The organism is Kitasatospora sp. NPDC024654 (assembly GCF_055559155.1).
In genome coordinates, this window is record NZ_JBVHLF010000060.1 from 1 (window position 1) to 16,059 (window position 16,059).

Sequence of the window (16,059 nt, forward strand, 5' to 3'; positions counted from 1 at the left end):
CGCATCCCCCCCCCCCCCCCCACCCCCCCCCCACCCCCCCCCACCCCCCCCCCCCCCCCCCCCCCCCCCCCCCCCCCCCCCCCCCCCCCCCCCCCCCCCCCCGGGGTGGTGCAGGGAACCGTGCTATCAGGCCTCGGTGGCCTCGTCGTCGGCGGCCTCGGCCGGCGCCTCGACGGTCTCGGTGGCCTCCTCGGCCTCCTCCTCGTCGAAGTTCACGACCTCACCGTTGGTGTCCTTGACCGTGGCGGCCTCGACGACCAGGGCCAGCGCCTTGCCGCGGGCGACCTCGCCGACCAGCAGCGGCACCTGGCCACCCTGGACGACCTGCTGGGCGAACTGGTCCGGGGTCAGACCCGAGCCGGCGGCGCGGCGGATCAGGTGCTCGGTGAGCTCCTCCTGGTTGACGCCCACCTCCTCCTTGGCCACGATCTCGTCCAGCACGAACTGGGTCTTGATGCCCTTCTTGGCCTGCTCCTCGGTCTCCCGGTCGAAGTCCTCACGGGACTTGTCCTGGGTGGTGAGGTAGCTCTCCAGCGTCATGCCGACCGGCTGCAGCTGGTGGTGCTCCAGGTTGTGGACCCGGGTCTGGATCTCGTCCTTGAGGAGCTTCTCCGGGAACTCGATCTCGACCTTCTCCAGCAGGGCGTCCAGCACGCGCTCCTGGGCCTGGGTGGCCTGGTCGAACTCCTTCATGCGCTCCAGGCGCTTGCGGGAGTCGGCACGCAGCTCCTCCAGGGTGTCGAACTCGCTGGCCAGCTGGGCGAACTCGTCGTCCAGCTCGGGCAGCTCCTTCTCCTGGACGGCGGTGACGGTGACCGTCACCTCGGAGCTCTTGCCGGCCTGGGTGCCGCCCTTGAGCTCGGTGGTGAAGGTCTGCGAGCCGCCGGCCTCCAGGCCGGTGACGGCCTCGTCGATGCCGTCCAGCAGGCGACCGGAGCCGATCTCGTAGCTGACGCCGTTGGCGGTGCCGTCCTCCGGCACCTCACCGTCGACCTTGGCCTCGAGGTCCAGCACCACGATGTCGCCGGCGGCGGCAGCGCGCTCCACGTCCTTGACCGAGGAGAAGCGCTCGCGCAGCTGCTCCAGGGACTTCTCGACGTCGGCGTCCTCGACCACGATCGGGTCGACGGTCACCTCGATCGTCTCGAAGTCGGGGAGGGTGATCTCCGGGCGGACGTCCACCTCGGCGGTGAACTTCAGGTCGCCACCGTCGGCGATCTTCTCGACGCCCTCGATGTCGGTGATGTCGGGCTGGCCGAGGACCTCGATCTTGCCCTCGTCGACGGCCTGCGTGTAGAAGCGCGGCAGGGCGTCGTTGACAGCCTCTTCGAGCACCGCGGCGCGGCCGAAGCGCTGGTCGATGACGCGGTTCGGGATCTTGCCCTTGCGGAAGCCCGGGACCGTGACCTGCTGGTTGATCTTCTTGTACGCCGCGTCGAGGCTGGGCTTGAGCTCCTCGAAGGGCACCTCGACGGTGAGTCGAACCCGGGTCGGGTTCAGAGTCTCGACGGCGCTCTTCACGGTTTGGTCTCCTATGGGGCTTGCGGTCGGCTTGTCTGGTCCGGACCGTCCCCCTCGCGGGTCGCGGGCCGGGCAGACGGGTGATGAGCCACCTGTTGCGGCATCTCCCGTATGGGGTGGACGGCGAGCGGCTCACCCTCGGCTGCGCGAGGAAGGGCCGTGGCTCTGTCACCCTGGTGCGGTCTCCCCGTGGGCATGCCATCGGGACTACCACCAGCGGCCCATCCTACCGGTACCACGAAAGCCGCCCGCCAGCCGCCACCACAGGGGGCTGCGAAACGACTACAGGGCCCCGTCCGTCGGACGAGACCCTGTGGAGGATCGATGGTCGGGGTGACCGGATTCGAACCGACGGCCTTCCGCTCCCAAAGCGGACGCGCTACCAAACTGCGCCACACCCCGCACTGTCGCGAGAGGAAGCGTACACGCCGGGATTCCCCGGCTCGCCGATATTTCGATCGACCGGAAGTGGCGTGCGAACGGGTCGCCCGACCAGGTACGCTGATCCCCGTCCTCCCGACCGGTACGGCCGGGTGGTCCTCGTGCGGGCGTAGCTCAATGGTAGAGCCCTAGTCTTCCAAACTAGCTACGCGGGTTCGATTCCCGTCGCCCGCTCCAGACGCTCGGCCCCGGCTTTCCAGCCGGGGCCGTTTGCTTGCTCGAAACAGTGCGCGGGCCCGTGCGACGGGCCGTGCTCCGGCGCCGCTCGGCGCGAAGTGGCCGGGCCGGTCGGACGGCCGCTAACCTCGACCAGACGTTCGACCGGGCGGAGGAGCAACAGGGTGGGTCCCGAGGAGCGGCTGAGGGTCATTCAGCACGGGGTGGTCCGGGAAATGGCCCGTTTCGGCCGGGAGTTCAGCGTGGACGGCGCCGTGGTGCGCGGCCCCGGGACCACCGCGGTCGCGGTCCGCGAGCACCCCGGCGCGGACGGCTCGGCCGGGCACGTGGACCTCGGCTTCGTGCTCCGGCTGGGCAGTGCGGACGCCCCGGTGGTCTGGGACTGCACGGCCGGCCTGGGCACCACCGAGGAGGAGAAGCTGGACAGCGCGGTCCGCATGTGGGCCGCCACCACCGCCGCCGCGGTCGTCGAACTCATCGACCAGCGGGGCACGTTCGGCGACCACGTGCGCACCGACCGGCTGCCCGGCTGGCACGCCGTGCAGGGGCCGGCCACCGTCTTCGGTTTCGGCAGCGCCGAACTCTCCCGCTGGCTGGGCGGGATCGAGCTGCTCCCGACGCTCGCCGAGGCGCTGGCACCGGAGTTGACCGATCCGGCGTTGAACGGCGTGAAGCTCTTCTTCGGCGGTCGGGCGGGCGACCAGGTGGCCGAGGTCCGGGTGAACGGCACGGTCGCCCGGCCCGCCTCGGAGTTGCTGGGCACGCTGGACTGGCCGCGCGGCGAACGGTTCTGCTGGGCGCGGCTGTTCGTGCTGCTGGCGGCCGACCAGGGCGGACTGACGGCGGCCCGGGCGGCCGAGGCGGCGCCGCCGGCGGCCCGGGCAGCCGTGCTCACCGCCCCGGAGCCGGTCCGCGGCGGACTGCTCGGGCGGTGGCGGCAGGCCCGCCGGGCCGGGCTGTGGCGGCCGGGCCGCTGAGCACCGGAGCCCGTCGGGCGGCCGGACCGCCCGACGCTCAACTGGTCAGATTGCTGATCGTCTTGGCCAACTGGGTGAGGAAGTCCTGAATCGGCTTGGCCGCGGTGGACTGGTTGAGCATGAAGCCGAAGAGCGCGGCCAGGATCGCGTGCGGGACCTTGATCTGCTTGTTGCGGATGAAGATCAGCAGGATGACGCCGAACAGGACCAACGCGGAGACGGAGAGTGCCACCCGGACTCACTTCCTCATGTCATGGCGAACCGGACCACGGCCTGCCCGACGGTCCCGAGGCGGAACCCGCCGACCACACCGCAGTCGGGGAGCTGCGCGGCCGCCCGTCGAAGACCGACGGTGCCGCACGTGACGCCCCCGTTCCCCCGAGTTCCGGCCAGTCCCGCCCGGACTCAGTGTGGTCGAGCCCGCCGACTGCGTAAAGGACTTGCCGTTGACCTGTGCCGAAAGTCCTGCGATGTGAGACGAGTTTCCGCCGCCCGAGACGATAACCCACCTGGACTGACGGCCCGTCGGCAGGGGTGGCCCCGCAGGCCGTTCGTGGCCTGACGGACCGTCCGGGCCCTTCTCCGGCTTTGGCCGAAGATCGGCTCCTGGGCTTGACAGCCGGCCCGGACCGCTCAGCTGCGCCAGAGCAGCAGCACCGCGCGGTCGTCGTTGATGTCCTTGGCGACCGTCTCGATCAGCCGGCCGGCCGCGCCGCGGCTGTTGCCGCCCAGCAGGCCGCCGGCGACCAGCCGGTCGGCCTCCCCCATCAGCCGGTCCATGCCCTCGGAGAGGTCCCGGCCGGGCGCCTCGACCATGCCGTCGGTGCAGAGCATCAGGACGTCGCCCGGGCCCAGCCGGCCCCGCACGCCCTCGAACTTCGCGCCGTCGTAGATGCCCAGCAGCGGACCCTCCGGGGACTCCTTGGCCTCCCAGCGACCGGCGCCGGCCAGCCGCTGCATCCCCGGCAGGTGCCCGGCCGAGAGCAGCTCGTACTCCCCCGTGTCCAGGTCCAGCGCCAGGTGGACGGCGGTCGCGAAGCCCTCCTCCCACTCCTGGCGGAGCAGGTAGCCGTTGGCCGCGGGCAGGAAGTCGTGTGGGGGCAGCGAGCCGAGCAGGCCGCCGAACGCCCCGGAGAGCAGCAGCGCGCGCGAACCGGCGTCCATGCCCTTGCCGGACACGTCGGCCAGCACCGCCTCCAGCACCCGGCCGCCCGAGCCGGTCCGGGCGGCCACCACGAAGTCGCCGGAGAAGGACTGCCCGCCGGCCGGGCGCAACGCCATGTCGGCGTGCCAACCCGCCGGCAGATCCGGCACCCGGCTCTGCACCCGCAGCCGTTCGCGCAGGTCGAAGAGCATCGACCCGCCGGTCCGCCAGGGCACCCCGACCCGGCTGCGGAACTGGGCGACCAGCAGCCCGGCCACCCCGACCGCGCCGACCACCAGGGCTGCCCCGGGGGTGACCCCGAAGACGTACTCGTCGGGGCGCTCGCTGGCCACCCGCTGGCCGGTGTGGATCACCGACTCGGTGGACAGCCCGAGCGCGGCGGTCGCGTAGAGCAGCACCAGCGAGACCGGGCGCAGCAGCAGGGCGCCGGCCAGGATCGGCAGCACCAGCGCGGTGGGCGGGACCCAGGCCGGGATCCAGACGTTCAGCGCGACCAGCACCGGCACCAGCAGGGCCAGCACCGCGAAGGCGAGCCAGTCGGCGGCGTCGCCGCGGAAGTAGTCCACCCCGGTCCGGCGCAGGACGCGGCGGGCCCGGTAGAGGCGCTTGCCCAACCGGGCCCGCAGGGGATCCGCGGCGGCGGTCCCCGTCACCGTGGTCCGGGGGCGTGTGCCCGGCGTGCTGCCAGCCATGGGGGTTGACCCTATCCACCAGGGGCGGCCCGCGTCGACGGGCGTTCACCGGCCGGTCGGCCCGCAGGCGGGTTTCGGCCGGAGCTCACCGGGCCGCCCGAATCCTCACCGGCAAGGCGCGGCAAGCGACTTGGGGGCGTGCGGTAGGTCTGCACGCCGGTCCCACCGGGGCGCGCGCCGAGCGCGCCGAACCGGACCATCGGGATATCGGGTCGCTTCCCACGCCTCCTGGTGGTAGCTGTGGCATATGACTCAGCAAGCCGGTCAGCCGCCCGCCCTCGACCTCCGTCCGCTCGAAGAATCCGAGTGGGACGCCTGGTACCGCACGCTGGAGGTCGCCTTCGGCGGCGAGGCCGAGCCGCCGGACCGGCGCGCGCTGTGGCGGAGTCTGACCGAGATCGACCGCTCGCTCGGGGTCTGGGACGGACCGGTCCCGGTCGGCTCGGCCAGCGCCTTCTCGTTCCACCTGGCGGTGCCCGGCGGCGCGGTGCTGCCCACCGCCGGGGTGACCATGGTCGGCGTGTTGCCCACCCACCGCCGGCGTGGCGTGCTGACCGCCCTGATGCGCCACCAGCTGGACGAGATCCACGAGCGCGGCGAGCTGCTCGCGGTGTTGACCGCCTCCGAGCCGGCCATCTACGGGCGCTACGGCTACGGTCTGGCCACCTGGCAGATGAGCGTGGAGGTGGCCCGCGCCCGGGTCCGGGTGATCCGCTCGTACGACGAGGAGGCGATCCGGCTGCGCTGGTCCGACCCGGTCGAGGCCGCCCCGGCCTGCGAGGAGCTCTACGCGCGGCAGGTGCCGCTGCGGCCCGGCATGCTGACCCGGCTGCCGGGCTGGGAGCGGCTGCCGCTGCTGGACGATCCGGAGGAGCGCGAGGGGCACTCGCCGCTGCAGTGCGTGCTGGCCGAGGACCGGGTCAGCGGCGAGCTGCTCGGCTACGCCCGCTACACCGCCAAGGGCGAGTGGCAGCACGCCGGCGCGGCCGGGGTGGTGCGAGTGCGCGACGTGACCGCGACCACGCCGGAGGCGTACGCCGCGCTCTGGGGCTTCCTGCTGGACCTCGACCTGACCGACACGGTGAGCGCCCGGAACCTGCCGGTGGACGACGCACTGCTGCACCTGGTCTCCGACCCGCGCCGGCTGCAGCCCAAGCTCTCGGACGGGCTCTTCGTCCGACTGGTCGACGTCGGCGACGCGCTCTGCGCCCGCAGCTACGCGGCGCCGGTCGAGGTGGTGCTGGAGGTGACCGACGAGTTCTGCCCGTGGAACACCGGGCGCTGGCAGCTGCACAGCGCGGGGCCGGGCAAGGGGGCCGGCTGCGAGCCGACCGAGGCACCGGCCGACCTGGCGCTCTCGGTCCGCGAACTGGGGGCGGCCTACCTGGGCGGCACCACGCTGGCCTCGTTGGCCGCCGCCGGGCTGGTGCGCGAGCTGCGCGAGGGGGCGCTGGCCGAGGCCTCCCGGGCGTTCGGCTGGGACGTCGCGCCCTGGCTGCCGCACGGCTTCTGAGCCGTTTCCGGGCTGCGGCGGCCAGGGGCGAAGCGGGATCGGCGAAGAGCGGGGTCAGCCCTGCTGCGGGTGGTGGGACGGGATCGGCGGCAGCTCGCCGGTGGCCTCGTAGGCGCTCAGCATCTCGATCCGGCGGGTGTGCCGGGGCTCGTTGCTGTACGGGGTGTTGAGGAAGATCTCGACGAACTTGGTCGCCTCCTCCTCGGTGTGCATCCGGCCGCCGATGCTGATCACGTTGGCGTTGTTGTGCTCGCGGCCGAGGGCGGCGGTCTGCTCGCTCCAGGCCAGCGCGGCGCGGACGCCCTTGACCTTGTTGGCGGCGATCTGCTCACCGTTGCCCGAGCCGCCGATCACGATGCCCAGCGCCTCGGGGTCGGCGGCGGTGCGCTCGGCGGCGCGCAGGCAGAACGGCGGGTAGTCGTCCTCGGCATCGAAGATGTGCGGGCCGCAGTCGATCGGCTCGTGGCCGGCTTCCTCGAGCCACGCGACGAGGTGGTTCTTGAGGTCGTATCCGGCATGGTCGGAACCCAGGTAGACGCGCATGACCAAGAGTGTGGCATGCGCGTCCGCCCAGGTCGGCGCAGGGCCGCCCGGACGGCCGAGCCGGAGTGGCGCCCCGCTCAGCCCCGGCGGCCGACCAGCTTCCAGAGCAGCGGCAGGGCGCCCATCGCGACCAGCGCCTTCAGGCCGTCGCCGACCAGGTACGGGTAGAGGCCCAGGTGGGCCGCGGCGCCGAGCGAGAGGTGCAGCGAGGCGGCCAGGTAGGGCACGCCGACCGCGTAGATCACCAGGTTGCCCAGCACCATCGCGCCGGCGGTGCGCAGCGGACTGCGGTCGGCGCCACGCCGGGCCAGCAGGCCGGTCAGCGCGGCGGCCAGCACGAAGCCCAGCACGTAGCCGAGGGTCGGCAGCGACCAGCCGGAGCTGCCCTGGGCGAACCACGGCAGGCCCGCGGCACCGGCCAGCAGGTACAGCGCGAGCGAGGCGGCACCCCGGCGGGCGCCCAGCGCGGTGCCGACCAGGAGCACGGCGAAGGTCTGGCCGGTGACCGGGACCGGCGAGCCCGGCACGTTCACCGACAGCTGCGCGGCCAGGCCGGTCAGCGCGGCACCCCCGGCCACCAGGGCCAGCTCGCGGGCCTGGGCGCCCAGCCGACTGCCGGCGGCGGGCAGCAGGTCGGCCAGGACGGCGCGGGACGGTATCGGCGTGGCGAGGGCCATCGGAGTCTCCACTCTCGGTGCGGAAGCACGGGTCGCTCGGGTCAGTGAACAGATGTGAACCTACGCGCCCGCTCGGGCGCCGCTCGACCGTCGAGCCGACAAAGCCTCCTCGGCCCCCGTTGTCGGGTTCCGCCACCACTCTCCGCCATCACCCAACTACCTTGCGTGGCATACAAGTCCGGATATTGGGCGCATTGGGCAGTTCTTTGCCGTCCCAGCCGGGCCCCCGGATAGTGAGACGGGTAGTCCGATTACCGACTGACTGGATGCCCATGGCCCCCACCCCCGCCCCGTCGGCGCCCAACGCGTCGGACCTGGCAACCGCCTCCGCCGCCTCGGCTGGGGGCGAGGGACCTCAGCTCGCACACGGTCTCAAGCAGCGTCACCTGTCGATGATCGCCCTCGGCGGGGTGATCGGCGCCGGCCTCTTCGTCGGCTCGGGCGCCGGCATCCACGCCGCCGGGCCGGCCATCATCGTCGCCTTCGTGCTCTCCGGCCTGCTGGTCATGCTGGTCATGCGGATGCTCGGCGAGATGTCCGCGGCCCGCCCGGCCTCCGGCTCCTTCTCGGTGCACGCCGAGAAGGAGATCGGCCCCTGGGCCGGGGTGACGGCCGGCTGGATGTACTGGGTGATGCTCTGCTGCGGAGTGGCCGCAGAGGCGACCGCGGCCGGCTCGATCATGAACTCCTGGATCCCTGGCGTGCCCGGCTGGGCCTGGGTCGGCGTCTTCATGGCGTTCTTCTGCGCCAGCAACCTGACCGCGGTGAAGAACTTCGGCGAGTTCGAGTTCTGGTTCGCCGCCGTCAAGATCACCGCGATCGTGGCCTTCCTGGTTCTCGGCGTGCTGGGTGTCTGCGGGGTGCTGGGCTCCGACGGCGCGCCCGGCACGAGCAACCTGACCGGGCACGGCGGCTTCCTGCCGAACGGCGGCAGCGGCCTGGTGGCCGGCCTGCTGGCCTCGGTCTTCGCCTACGGCGGCCTGGAGACGGTGACCATCGCGGCCGCCGAGTCGGACAACCCGCGCCGCAACGTCGCCAACGCGGTGCGCACCGCGGTCTGGCGAATCGCGATCTTCTACATCGGCTCGATGGCCCTGGTGGTCACCCTGGTGCCGTGGAACGACCCGGACGTGGTCAAGCAGGGACCGTACGTCACCGTGCTGCAGTTCCTGGGCGTCCCGGGCGCGGCGGTGGCGATGAAGGCCGTGGTGCTGATCGCGCTGCTCTCGGCCATGAACGCCAACATCTACGGCTCGTCCCGGATGGCCTTCTCGCTGGTCTCCCGCGGCCAGGGCCCCAAGGCGCTGGCCCGGGTGAGCGGCGGGGTGCCGCGGCTGGCGGTGCTGGCCTCCTGCGCCTTCGGCTTCGCCGCGGTGCTGGCCGGCTACTGGTGGCCGGACACCGTCTTCAGCTGGCTGATGAACACCACCGGCGTGGCCGTCCTGGTGGTCTGGGTCTTCATCGCGGTCTCCCAGCTGCGGATGCGGCGCCGGCTGGAGCGCGAGGCGCCCGAGCTGCTGACCGTCCGGATGTGGGGCTTCCCGTACCTGACCTGGGTGGCGCTGGCCGGCGTGCTCAGCGTGCTGGGCCTGATGACCACCACTCCCGACGACCGCGCCCAGCTCTACGCGGCCGCGGTGCTGGTGGCCGTGCTGAGCGCCCTGGGCTACTTCAAGCAGCGCCGGGACGCGGCGGTGCGCGGATAGCCGGTTCCGGTCCTCCGGCGCCCCGGGGCACCCGTGAAAGGATGCCCCGGGGCGCGACCGGCCCCGCTACCTGCACAGCACCGTGCGAGCCGGACAAAGGAGTACCGCAGTGCCGGGGAAGAACCTCAGCCGGGATGAGGCACAGGAGCGTGCTCGACTGATCGGCGTGGACGGCTACGAGGTCCACCTCGACGTCACCAGCGCGCCGGACAGCACCGCCACCACCTTCCGTTCGACCACCACCATCCGGTTCCGCTGTGCCGAGCCGGGTGCGGCGAGCTTCGCCGACCTGCTCGCCCCGGCGGTCCGGTCGGTCACCCTCAACGGGCGTCCGCTGGACCCGGCGACGGTCTTCGACGGCGCCCGGATCGCCCTCGACGAACTGGCCGCCGAGAACGTCCTGGTGGTCGACGCCGACTGCGCGTACAGCCGGACCGGCGAGGGCCTGCACCGGTTCACCGACCCGGCCGACGGCGAGACCTACCTCTACACCCACTACGAGCCCGCCGAGGCCCGCCGGGTCTGCACCACCTTCGAGCAGCCCGACCTCAAGGCGCCCTACGTCTTCACGGTGACCGCGCCGGCCGCCTGGGACGTCTACGCCAACTCCGCCGAGGAGAGCGTGCGCGAGGAGGGCGACGCCAAGGTCTGGCGCTTCCTGCCGACCCGGCCGATCTCCAGCTACCTCACCGCCGTGGTGGCCGGCCCGTACCACGTGGCGCGCGACCACTGGAGCCGCGAACTGCCCGACGGCACCCTGCTGGAGATCCCGCTCGCGGCCACCTGCCGCAAGTCGCTGGCCCGTTACTTCGATGCCGACGAGATCTTCACCGTCACCAAGCAGGGCCTGGACTTCTTCCACGACGAGTTCGACTACCCGTACCCGTTCGGCAAGTACGACCAGTGCTTCGTGCCGGAGTACAACCTGGGCGCGATGGAGAACCCGGGCTGCGTGACCTTCCGTGAGGAGTTCGTCTTCCGCTCCAAGGTCACCGAGGCCGCCTACGAGGGCCGGGCCAACGTGATCCTGCACGAGATGGCGCACATGTGGTTCGGTGACCTGGTCACCCCGCGCTGGTGGGACGACCTGTGGCTGAAGGAGTCCTTCGCCGACTTCATGGGCGCGTTCTCCCAGCAGGAGGCCACCAAGTACCAGGCAGCCTGGGTGACCTTCGCCAACCAGCGCAAGGCCTGGGCCTACAAGCAGGACCAGTACCCGACCACCCACCCGATCACCGCGGACATCCGCGACGTCGAGGACGCCAAGCTCAACTTCGACGGCATCACCTACGCCAAGGGCGCGGCGGTGCTCAAGCAGCTGGTCGCCTACGCCGGCCGGGACGCCTTCTTCGAGGGCGCCCGCCGGTACTTCCAGCGGCACGCCTACGGCAACACCGAACTCGCCGACCTGCTGGAGGTCCTGGCGGTCACCTCGGGCCGCGGTGAGCAGGCGATGGCCGACTGGTCGGCGGCCTGGCTGCAGACCGCCGGGGTCAACTCGCTCACCCCCGAGCTGACCGTGGACGCCGCGGGGCGGATCACCGAGCTCGCCGTGCTGCAGGACTCCGGTCCGGAGGGCGCCGGCGGACCGCTGCGTCCGCACCGGATCGCGGTCGGCCTCTACGACCGCGAGGCCGACGGCACCCTGCTGCGCACCGCCCGGGTCGAGCTGGACGTGGCCGGCCCGCGCACGGTGGTCGAGGGGCTGGCCGGCCGGCCCGCCCCTGCGCTGGTCCTGGTCAACGACGACGACCTGACGTACTGCAAGCTCCGCTTCGACGCCGCCTCGCTGGCCACCCTGCGGACCTCGCTCGGCGAGATCCGCGAGCCGCTGGCCCGGGCGCTGGCCTGGTCGGCCTGCTGGAACCTGACCCGGGACGGCCTGATGCCGGCCCGCGACTACGTCGCCCTGGTGCTGCGCTTCGCCGGCCAGGAGTCCGACATCGGCGTGCTGCAGAGCCTGCACACCCAGGCCAAGGGCGCGGTCGACCTGTACGCCGACCCAGCCTGGCGGGCGGAGGGCGGTCGGCTGCTGGCCGAGGGCGCGCTGCACGAGCTGCGGCTCGCCGCGCCGGGCAGCGACCACCAGCTGGCCTGGGCCCGGTTCCTGGCCCAGACCGCGACCAGCGACGAGCACCTCCGGCTGGTCGAGGGCCTGCTGGCGGGCAGCGCCCGGATCGACGGACTGGAGGTCGACCAGGACCTGCGCTGGTCGCTCTGGCTGGCGCTGGCCGCGGCCGGCCGGGCCACCGTCGCACAGCTGGACGCCGAGCTCAGGCGGGACAACACCGCGGGCGGCCACCAGAAGGCCACCCAGTGCCTGGCCGCCCGGCCGACCGCGGAGGCCAAGGCCGCCGCCTGGGCCGCCGTGGTGGACTCGGACGAGCTGCCCAACGCCCTGGTCAGCGCACAGACCGCGGGCTTCGCCCAGGCCGGGCAGCGCGAGCTGATCGCGCCGTACACGCCGCGGTACTTCGAGCTGCTGGAGCGGATCTGGGCCGAGCGCAGCATCGAGATCGCGATCCGCTTCGTCGCCGGCTTCTTCCCACGGCTGCAGACCGACCCGGAGACCCTGGCGGCCACCGACCGCTGGCTGACCGAGCACCCCGAGGCCGCGCCGGCGCTGCGCCGGCTGGTCCTGGAGTGCCGCGACGACCTGGCCCGCGCGCTGACCGCCCAGCGCTGCGACCGGGCCTGACCTCCCGTACGGCGGCCCGTCCCCTCGTCTCGGCGGGGGGACGGGCCGCCGGCTACTTGAGGGTGGCCGAGGTCAGTCCGGCCTGCACCTGCTTCTGGAACGACAGGTAGACCACCAGCACCGGCAGCATCGCGATGGTCATCCCCGCGAACAGTCCGGGGAAGTCGCTGGCGTAGCCGCTCTGCTGGGCCAGGTTCATCAACCCCTGGGAGAGCACCGAGCGGTCCGGATCCGAGCCGCTCTGCTGTTGCATCAGGGTGACCGGCAGCAGGTACTGGTTCCACTGGCCCAGCAGGTTGAAGATCCCGACGCTGATCAGGCCGGACTTCGCCATCGGCACCATGACCTGGAAGAACGCCCGGGTGTGCGAGCAGCCGTCGATCATCGCCGCCTCGTGCACGGCGGTGGGCAGCGAACGGAAGAACGAGTACAGGAAGAAGACGGTGAACGGCAGCGAGTACGCGACGTACACCAGGATCAGGCCCAGGTAGCTGTTCAGGCCGAGCAGCGGGGAGATCTGCCCGAGGTTCTTCACCATGAAGAAGAGCGGCACCAGGGCGAGGTAGACCGGGAACATCGCGCCGGCCACGAAGAAGTAGTAGATCACCCGGTTGCCGCGGAACTCGTAGCGGGCCAGCACGTACGCGGCCATCGCCCCGAGCAGCATCGTCAGGGTGAGCGAACCCGCCAGCACGATCAGGGTGTTGGCGAAGAACCGGCCGATGCCCTTGTCCCAGGCCCGGGAGAAGGCGTCGAAGTGCCAGTGCGCGGGCCAGGTCCAGGCGCTGCCGCCGATCTGCGCGTCGGTCTTGAAGGAGCCGAGCACGATCCAGACCAGCGGGGCGATGATCATCAGCGCCCAGAGCGCGAGGAAGCCGTGCGAGAACACGTTGAGCACGCCGCCGCCGTCGGCGAACCGCTGCTCGCGGGCCGGTGGCCGGGTGCCGGACGACGGCCGCAGGGTGCTCGGCACGGTGGTCTGGTCGGTGTGGGTACTCATGCCGGGCCCCGCTCAGAACTCGATCCGCTCGCGCCGGGTGACCCGCAGCGAGACGACGGACAGGATGAGGGTGATGAAGAAGATCACGACGCCCATGGCGCAGGCGTAGCCGGCCTTGCCGAAGGTGATGAAGTTGCGCATCAGATAGGTCGCCATGATCTCGCTGTGGTGGTCCGGGCCACCGCCGTAGTAGGCGCCCGGGGTCATCGTGGAGACCAGCGCGAAGGCGTCCATGGCCGCGATCGCCAGGTAGACCCAGGCGGTCTGCACGGTCTCCCAGAGCAGCGGGAGGGTGATCCGGAGGAAGGTCTGGGTGCGCCTGGCGCCGTCCAGCAGCGCCGCCTCGTAGATGTCCTTCGGGATCGACTGCATCGCCGCCGAGAAGAGCACCAGGTAGAAGCCGGTGCCGGACCAGACCAGGACGCCGATCACGCACCAGAGCCCGAAGTTGGGGTCGGCCAGCCACTGCCAGGGGTGGCCGGGGGTCTCGACGCCCAGCTTGACCAGGACGCCGTTCAGCAGGCCGCCCTGGTCGGTGCGGTAGACCGCCTGGAAGAGCACCGAGAGGATGGCGACCGAGAGCACCTGTGGGAAGAAGAAGACCACCTTGTAGAAGGCGGCGCCACGCACCCCCTGCACCCCGCCGGTGCCGCCGCGGCCACCGACGTTGAGCATGAAGGCGAAGAAGAGCGCCAGCACGATGGTGGCGATCGGCAGCACCACCAGGAGCAGCAGGTTGTGCCCGAGCGCGGTGCGGAAGACCCCGTCGTCGAAGAGCGTGCGGTAGTTGGCCAGGCCGACGAAGTGCATGGTCTGGGAGGCCCCCGACCAGTCGGTCAGCGAGTAGCCGAAGGTCTGCAGGTACGGCCAGATCACCAGGCCGACGTAGAGCACGACCGGGAGGATGAGGAACCCCACGATGAAGGGGTACTTGCGGTGTCGCATGGGGACGGCTCCTGTCCGCCACGGCCCGCGCGGGACAGGCCTGGCAGTGCGGTGTCGCGGAGGCACCGGGACCGCTGGGGGCCCCGGTGTCCGGTGGGTCGTCGGCCGCGGGGGCGGCGTCAGACCTTCTTCGAGGTGGCCGCCTTGGCGCGGGCGATCCACTGCGCAGGAGTGATCCGGCTGTTGACCAGGTCGTTGGTGGCGTCCTGCAGCGCGGAGTCGAAGGCGGTCTGCAGGTCCGGGTAGGTGTAGTTGAAGGTGTTCGAGCCGGCGGCGGTCACCGCGAGCGAGGAGGACTTGGTCCCCGGCTTGAGCTGCACCTCCGGGCCGATGCCGTCCTTGAGCACGGTCAGCGAGTTGGCGGCGGCGGCGAAGCTGCCCGAGCCTGCCTTGGTGAGCATGATCCGCAGGAACTCCAGGCCGCCGGCCCGGTTCTTGGCCTGCTGCGGCACGACGAACGGCTCGCCCGCGCCGGCCCGGACGGCGGTCTGCGGCAGCTTGTCGCCCGGCAGCGAGGGGACGGGCAGGAAGGCCATGTCGAAGTCGGCCGGAGTGATCTTGATCATCTCGTTCTCCAGCCAGGAGCCGCACGGGATGAAGGCGGCCTTGCCCTGGCACCAGGCGGTCTGCGCCTCGGTGTGGGTCATGCCGTTGGTGCCGGGCAGCAGGTAGCCGTTCTGCATGATCTGGTAGAAGGCCGAGACGCCGGCCAGTGCCGCCGGGTCGTCCCAGGCGGTGGGGTCACAGGCGTCGATCCGGCTGATCAGGTCCAGTCCGCCCTGCTTCCCGATCAGGTCCAGGATCAGGTAGTTGGCGTAGTAGGGGTACTTGCCCTGGTGGGCGAAGGGCGCGATGCCGGCCGCCTTGATGGTGGCACCGAGAGCGATGAAGTCGGCCCAGGTCTTCGGCGGGGTCCAACCCTTCTGCTGGAACAGCTTGTTGGAGTACCAGAGGCCGTAGACCGTGTACACGTAGTTGAGCGAGTACATCTTGCCGTCGATGGTGCCCTGTTGGATCGTGCCGGGGAGCAGCACGTCGCTGATCCTCTTGGTCGGGTCGTCCAGGTAGGGTGCATTCAACAGCGGTGTGAGGTCGGCGAGTTGGCCGGCCTTCTGGAGCACGTCGATCTTCATCTGCTGGGCACCGGAGTCGTCGATCACGTCCGGCGGGTTGCCCGCGTTGAAGCGCGGCTGGAGCTTGCCGCTGATGTCCTGGGTGGCGGTGTGGCTGATCTTCGCGGCGGTGTAGGTCTTGTTGTACATCGCCTCGAAGGCCCTGGCGTAGCTGTCGCCGTACCCGCCGTCGAAGATGACCACGTCCAGCGGGGCGCTCGCGGCGACTCCGAACGGATTGGTCGCGCTCCCACTGCTGCCGGCAGTGGCATCGTCGCTGCCACTGCCGGATCCGGCAGCGCACGCCGCGAGGAACGAACTGCCGCCGGCGGCAAGGACGGTGATCACGGCGGCCCGCCTGAACATGTCGCGGCGGCTGTACTCGGTTGCAGAACCCATGTGCCTAACCCTCGCCCTCGATAGGTTGATCACGTCAGCTGGTGCGGATGTGCCGAGTGCGCGACGGGCGCCGGCCGGCCCGTGCTGATGGTTCGTCAAACGAGGTGGATCTGGAGTGACTTGGCCGCTGACCTGGCGGCCCGGGCGCCGTTCGGGGGCGCTGCTGTCGACGGGGAAAGGTATAGTCCTCTGTTCATCCGGCGGCAATACTCTTCCCCTCGGCGGGGGTCCGCAGCGCTCAAAGCGTTGCCGGCGGTGCAGCATGTGCAATACGCGGGGAGCCCGCACATGGTGGCGCGCCGACCGATGGGCGAGAATCTAGCGCTGTCATGCTCGTTTGACCATAGAAACGAGCAGCTTCACGCACTCAGCTGCGGGCGGAGAGCGCCGGAGACGCCGAAGCGGGGGGGGGGGGGGGGGGGGGGGGGGGGGGGGGGGGGGGGGGGGGGGGGGGGGGGGGGGGGGGGGGGGGGGGGGGGGGGGGGGGGGGGGG

12 protein-coding genes and 2 tRNA genes are annotated in these 16,059 nt (G+C 71.6%); 5 read left to right on the top strand and 9 right to left on the bottom strand.

What is annotated here, in order from left to right; all coding sequences use genetic code 11:
- Window positions 1-126 precede the first annotated feature (126 nt).
- Together tig and ACZ38L_RS27990 are read right to left on the bottom strand one after the other, a co-directional pair.
- A complete protein-coding gene (gene tig / locus ACZ38L_RS27985; RefSeq protein ID WP_465698360.1) occupies window positions 127-1,521 on the bottom strand; it encodes a trigger factor in 1,395 nt (464 codons plus the stop codon).
- Between the two features lie 325 nt (window positions 1,522-1,846).
- Window positions 1,847-1,923, bottom strand: a tRNA-Pro gene (locus ACZ38L_RS27990).
- Window positions 1,924-2,065: 142 nt separating this feature from the next.
- Between ACZ38L_RS27990 and ACZ38L_RS27995 the strand changes: the two genes are divergently transcribed.
- Together ACZ38L_RS27995 and ACZ38L_RS28000 are read left to right on the top strand one after the other, a co-directional pair.
- Window positions 2,066-2,139 (top strand) — tRNA-Gly (locus ACZ38L_RS27995).
- A 215-nt stretch (window positions 2,140-2,354) separates the two neighbouring features.
- A complete protein-coding gene (locus ACZ38L_RS28000) occupies window positions 2,355-3,116 on the top strand; it encodes a DUF6348 family protein (protein ID WP_465698362.1) in 762 nt (253 codons plus the stop codon).
- A gap of 37 nt (window positions 3,117-3,153) precedes the next feature.
- Here ACZ38L_RS28000 and ACZ38L_RS28005 read toward each other — a convergent pair whose 3' ends face one another.
- Both ACZ38L_RS28005 and ACZ38L_RS28010 read right to left on the bottom strand, forming a co-directional pair.
- Entirely contained in the window at window positions 3,154-3,348 is a 195-nt protein-coding gene (locus tag ACZ38L_RS28005; protein ID WP_465698364.1) for a hypothetical protein, read from the bottom strand.
- Between the two features lie 401 nt (window positions 3,349-3,749).
- Window positions 3,750-4,973, bottom strand: a complete 1,224-nt coding sequence (locus ACZ38L_RS28010) for a SpoIIE family protein phosphatase (RefSeq protein ID WP_465698366.1) — start codon at window positions 4,971-4,973, stop codon at window positions 3,750-3,752.
- Between the two features lie 247 nt (window positions 4,974-5,220).
- Between ACZ38L_RS28010 and ACZ38L_RS28015 the strand changes: the two genes are divergently transcribed.
- Window positions 5,221-6,486 carry a GNAT family N-acetyltransferase gene (locus ACZ38L_RS28015; RefSeq protein WP_465698368.1) on the top strand — a complete coding sequence of 422 codons (1,266 nt, stop codon included), beginning with the start codon at window positions 5,221-5,223 and terminating at the stop codon, window positions 6,484-6,486.
- A 54-nt stretch (window positions 6,487-6,540) separates the two neighbouring features.
- On the opposite strand, the gene ACZ38L_RS28020 is transcribed toward ACZ38L_RS28015, so the two are convergent.
- Both ACZ38L_RS28020 and ACZ38L_RS28025 read right to left on the bottom strand, forming a co-directional pair.
- A complete protein-coding gene (locus tag ACZ38L_RS28020; RefSeq protein WP_465698370.1) occupies window positions 6,541-7,029 on the bottom strand; it encodes a ribose-5-phosphate isomerase in 489 nt (162 codons plus the stop codon).
- A gap of 77 nt (window positions 7,030-7,106) precedes the next feature.
- Window positions 7,107-7,706, bottom strand: coding sequence for a biotin transporter BioY (locus ACZ38L_RS28025; protein ID WP_465698372.1), 600 nt, complete (start codon window positions 7,704-7,706; stop codon window positions 7,107-7,109).
- Between the two features lie 272 nt (window positions 7,707-7,978).
- Between ACZ38L_RS28025 and ACZ38L_RS28030 the strand changes: the two genes are divergently transcribed.
- Window positions 7,979-9,412 (top strand): amino acid permease, encoded by a 1,434-nt coding sequence (locus ACZ38L_RS28030; protein ID WP_465698374.1) that lies wholly within the window; start codon window positions 7,979-7,981, stop codon window positions 9,410-9,412.
- A gap of 109 nt (window positions 9,413-9,521) precedes the next feature.
- Window positions 9,522-12,110 (top strand): aminopeptidase N, encoded by a 2,589-nt coding sequence (gene pepN, locus ACZ38L_RS28035; RefSeq protein WP_465698375.1) that lies wholly within the window; start codon window positions 9,522-9,524, stop codon window positions 12,108-12,110.
- Window positions 12,111-12,162: 52 nt separating this feature from the next.
- Here pepN and ACZ38L_RS28040 read toward each other — a convergent pair whose 3' ends face one another.
- The 3 genes from ACZ38L_RS28040 to ngcE form a co-directional block, all read right to left on the bottom strand.
- Window positions 12,163-13,110, bottom strand: a complete 948-nt coding sequence (locus tag ACZ38L_RS28040; RefSeq protein ID WP_465698377.1) for a carbohydrate ABC transporter permease — start codon at window positions 13,108-13,110, stop codon at window positions 12,163-12,165.
- Between the two features lie 12 nt (window positions 13,111-13,122).
- Window positions 13,123-14,055 (bottom strand): carbohydrate ABC transporter permease, encoded by a 933-nt coding sequence (locus tag ACZ38L_RS28045; protein ID WP_465698379.1) that lies wholly within the window; start codon window positions 14,053-14,055, stop codon window positions 13,123-13,125.
- Window positions 14,056-14,174: 119 nt separating this feature from the next.
- Complete coding sequence (gene ngcE, locus ACZ38L_RS28050; protein ID WP_465698381.1) at window positions 14,175-15,566, bottom strand: N-acetylglucosamine/diacetylchitobiose ABC transporter substrate-binding protein; 1,392 nt, start codon at window positions 15,564-15,566, stop codon at window positions 14,175-14,177.
- Window positions 15,567-16,059 lie beyond the last annotated feature (493 nt).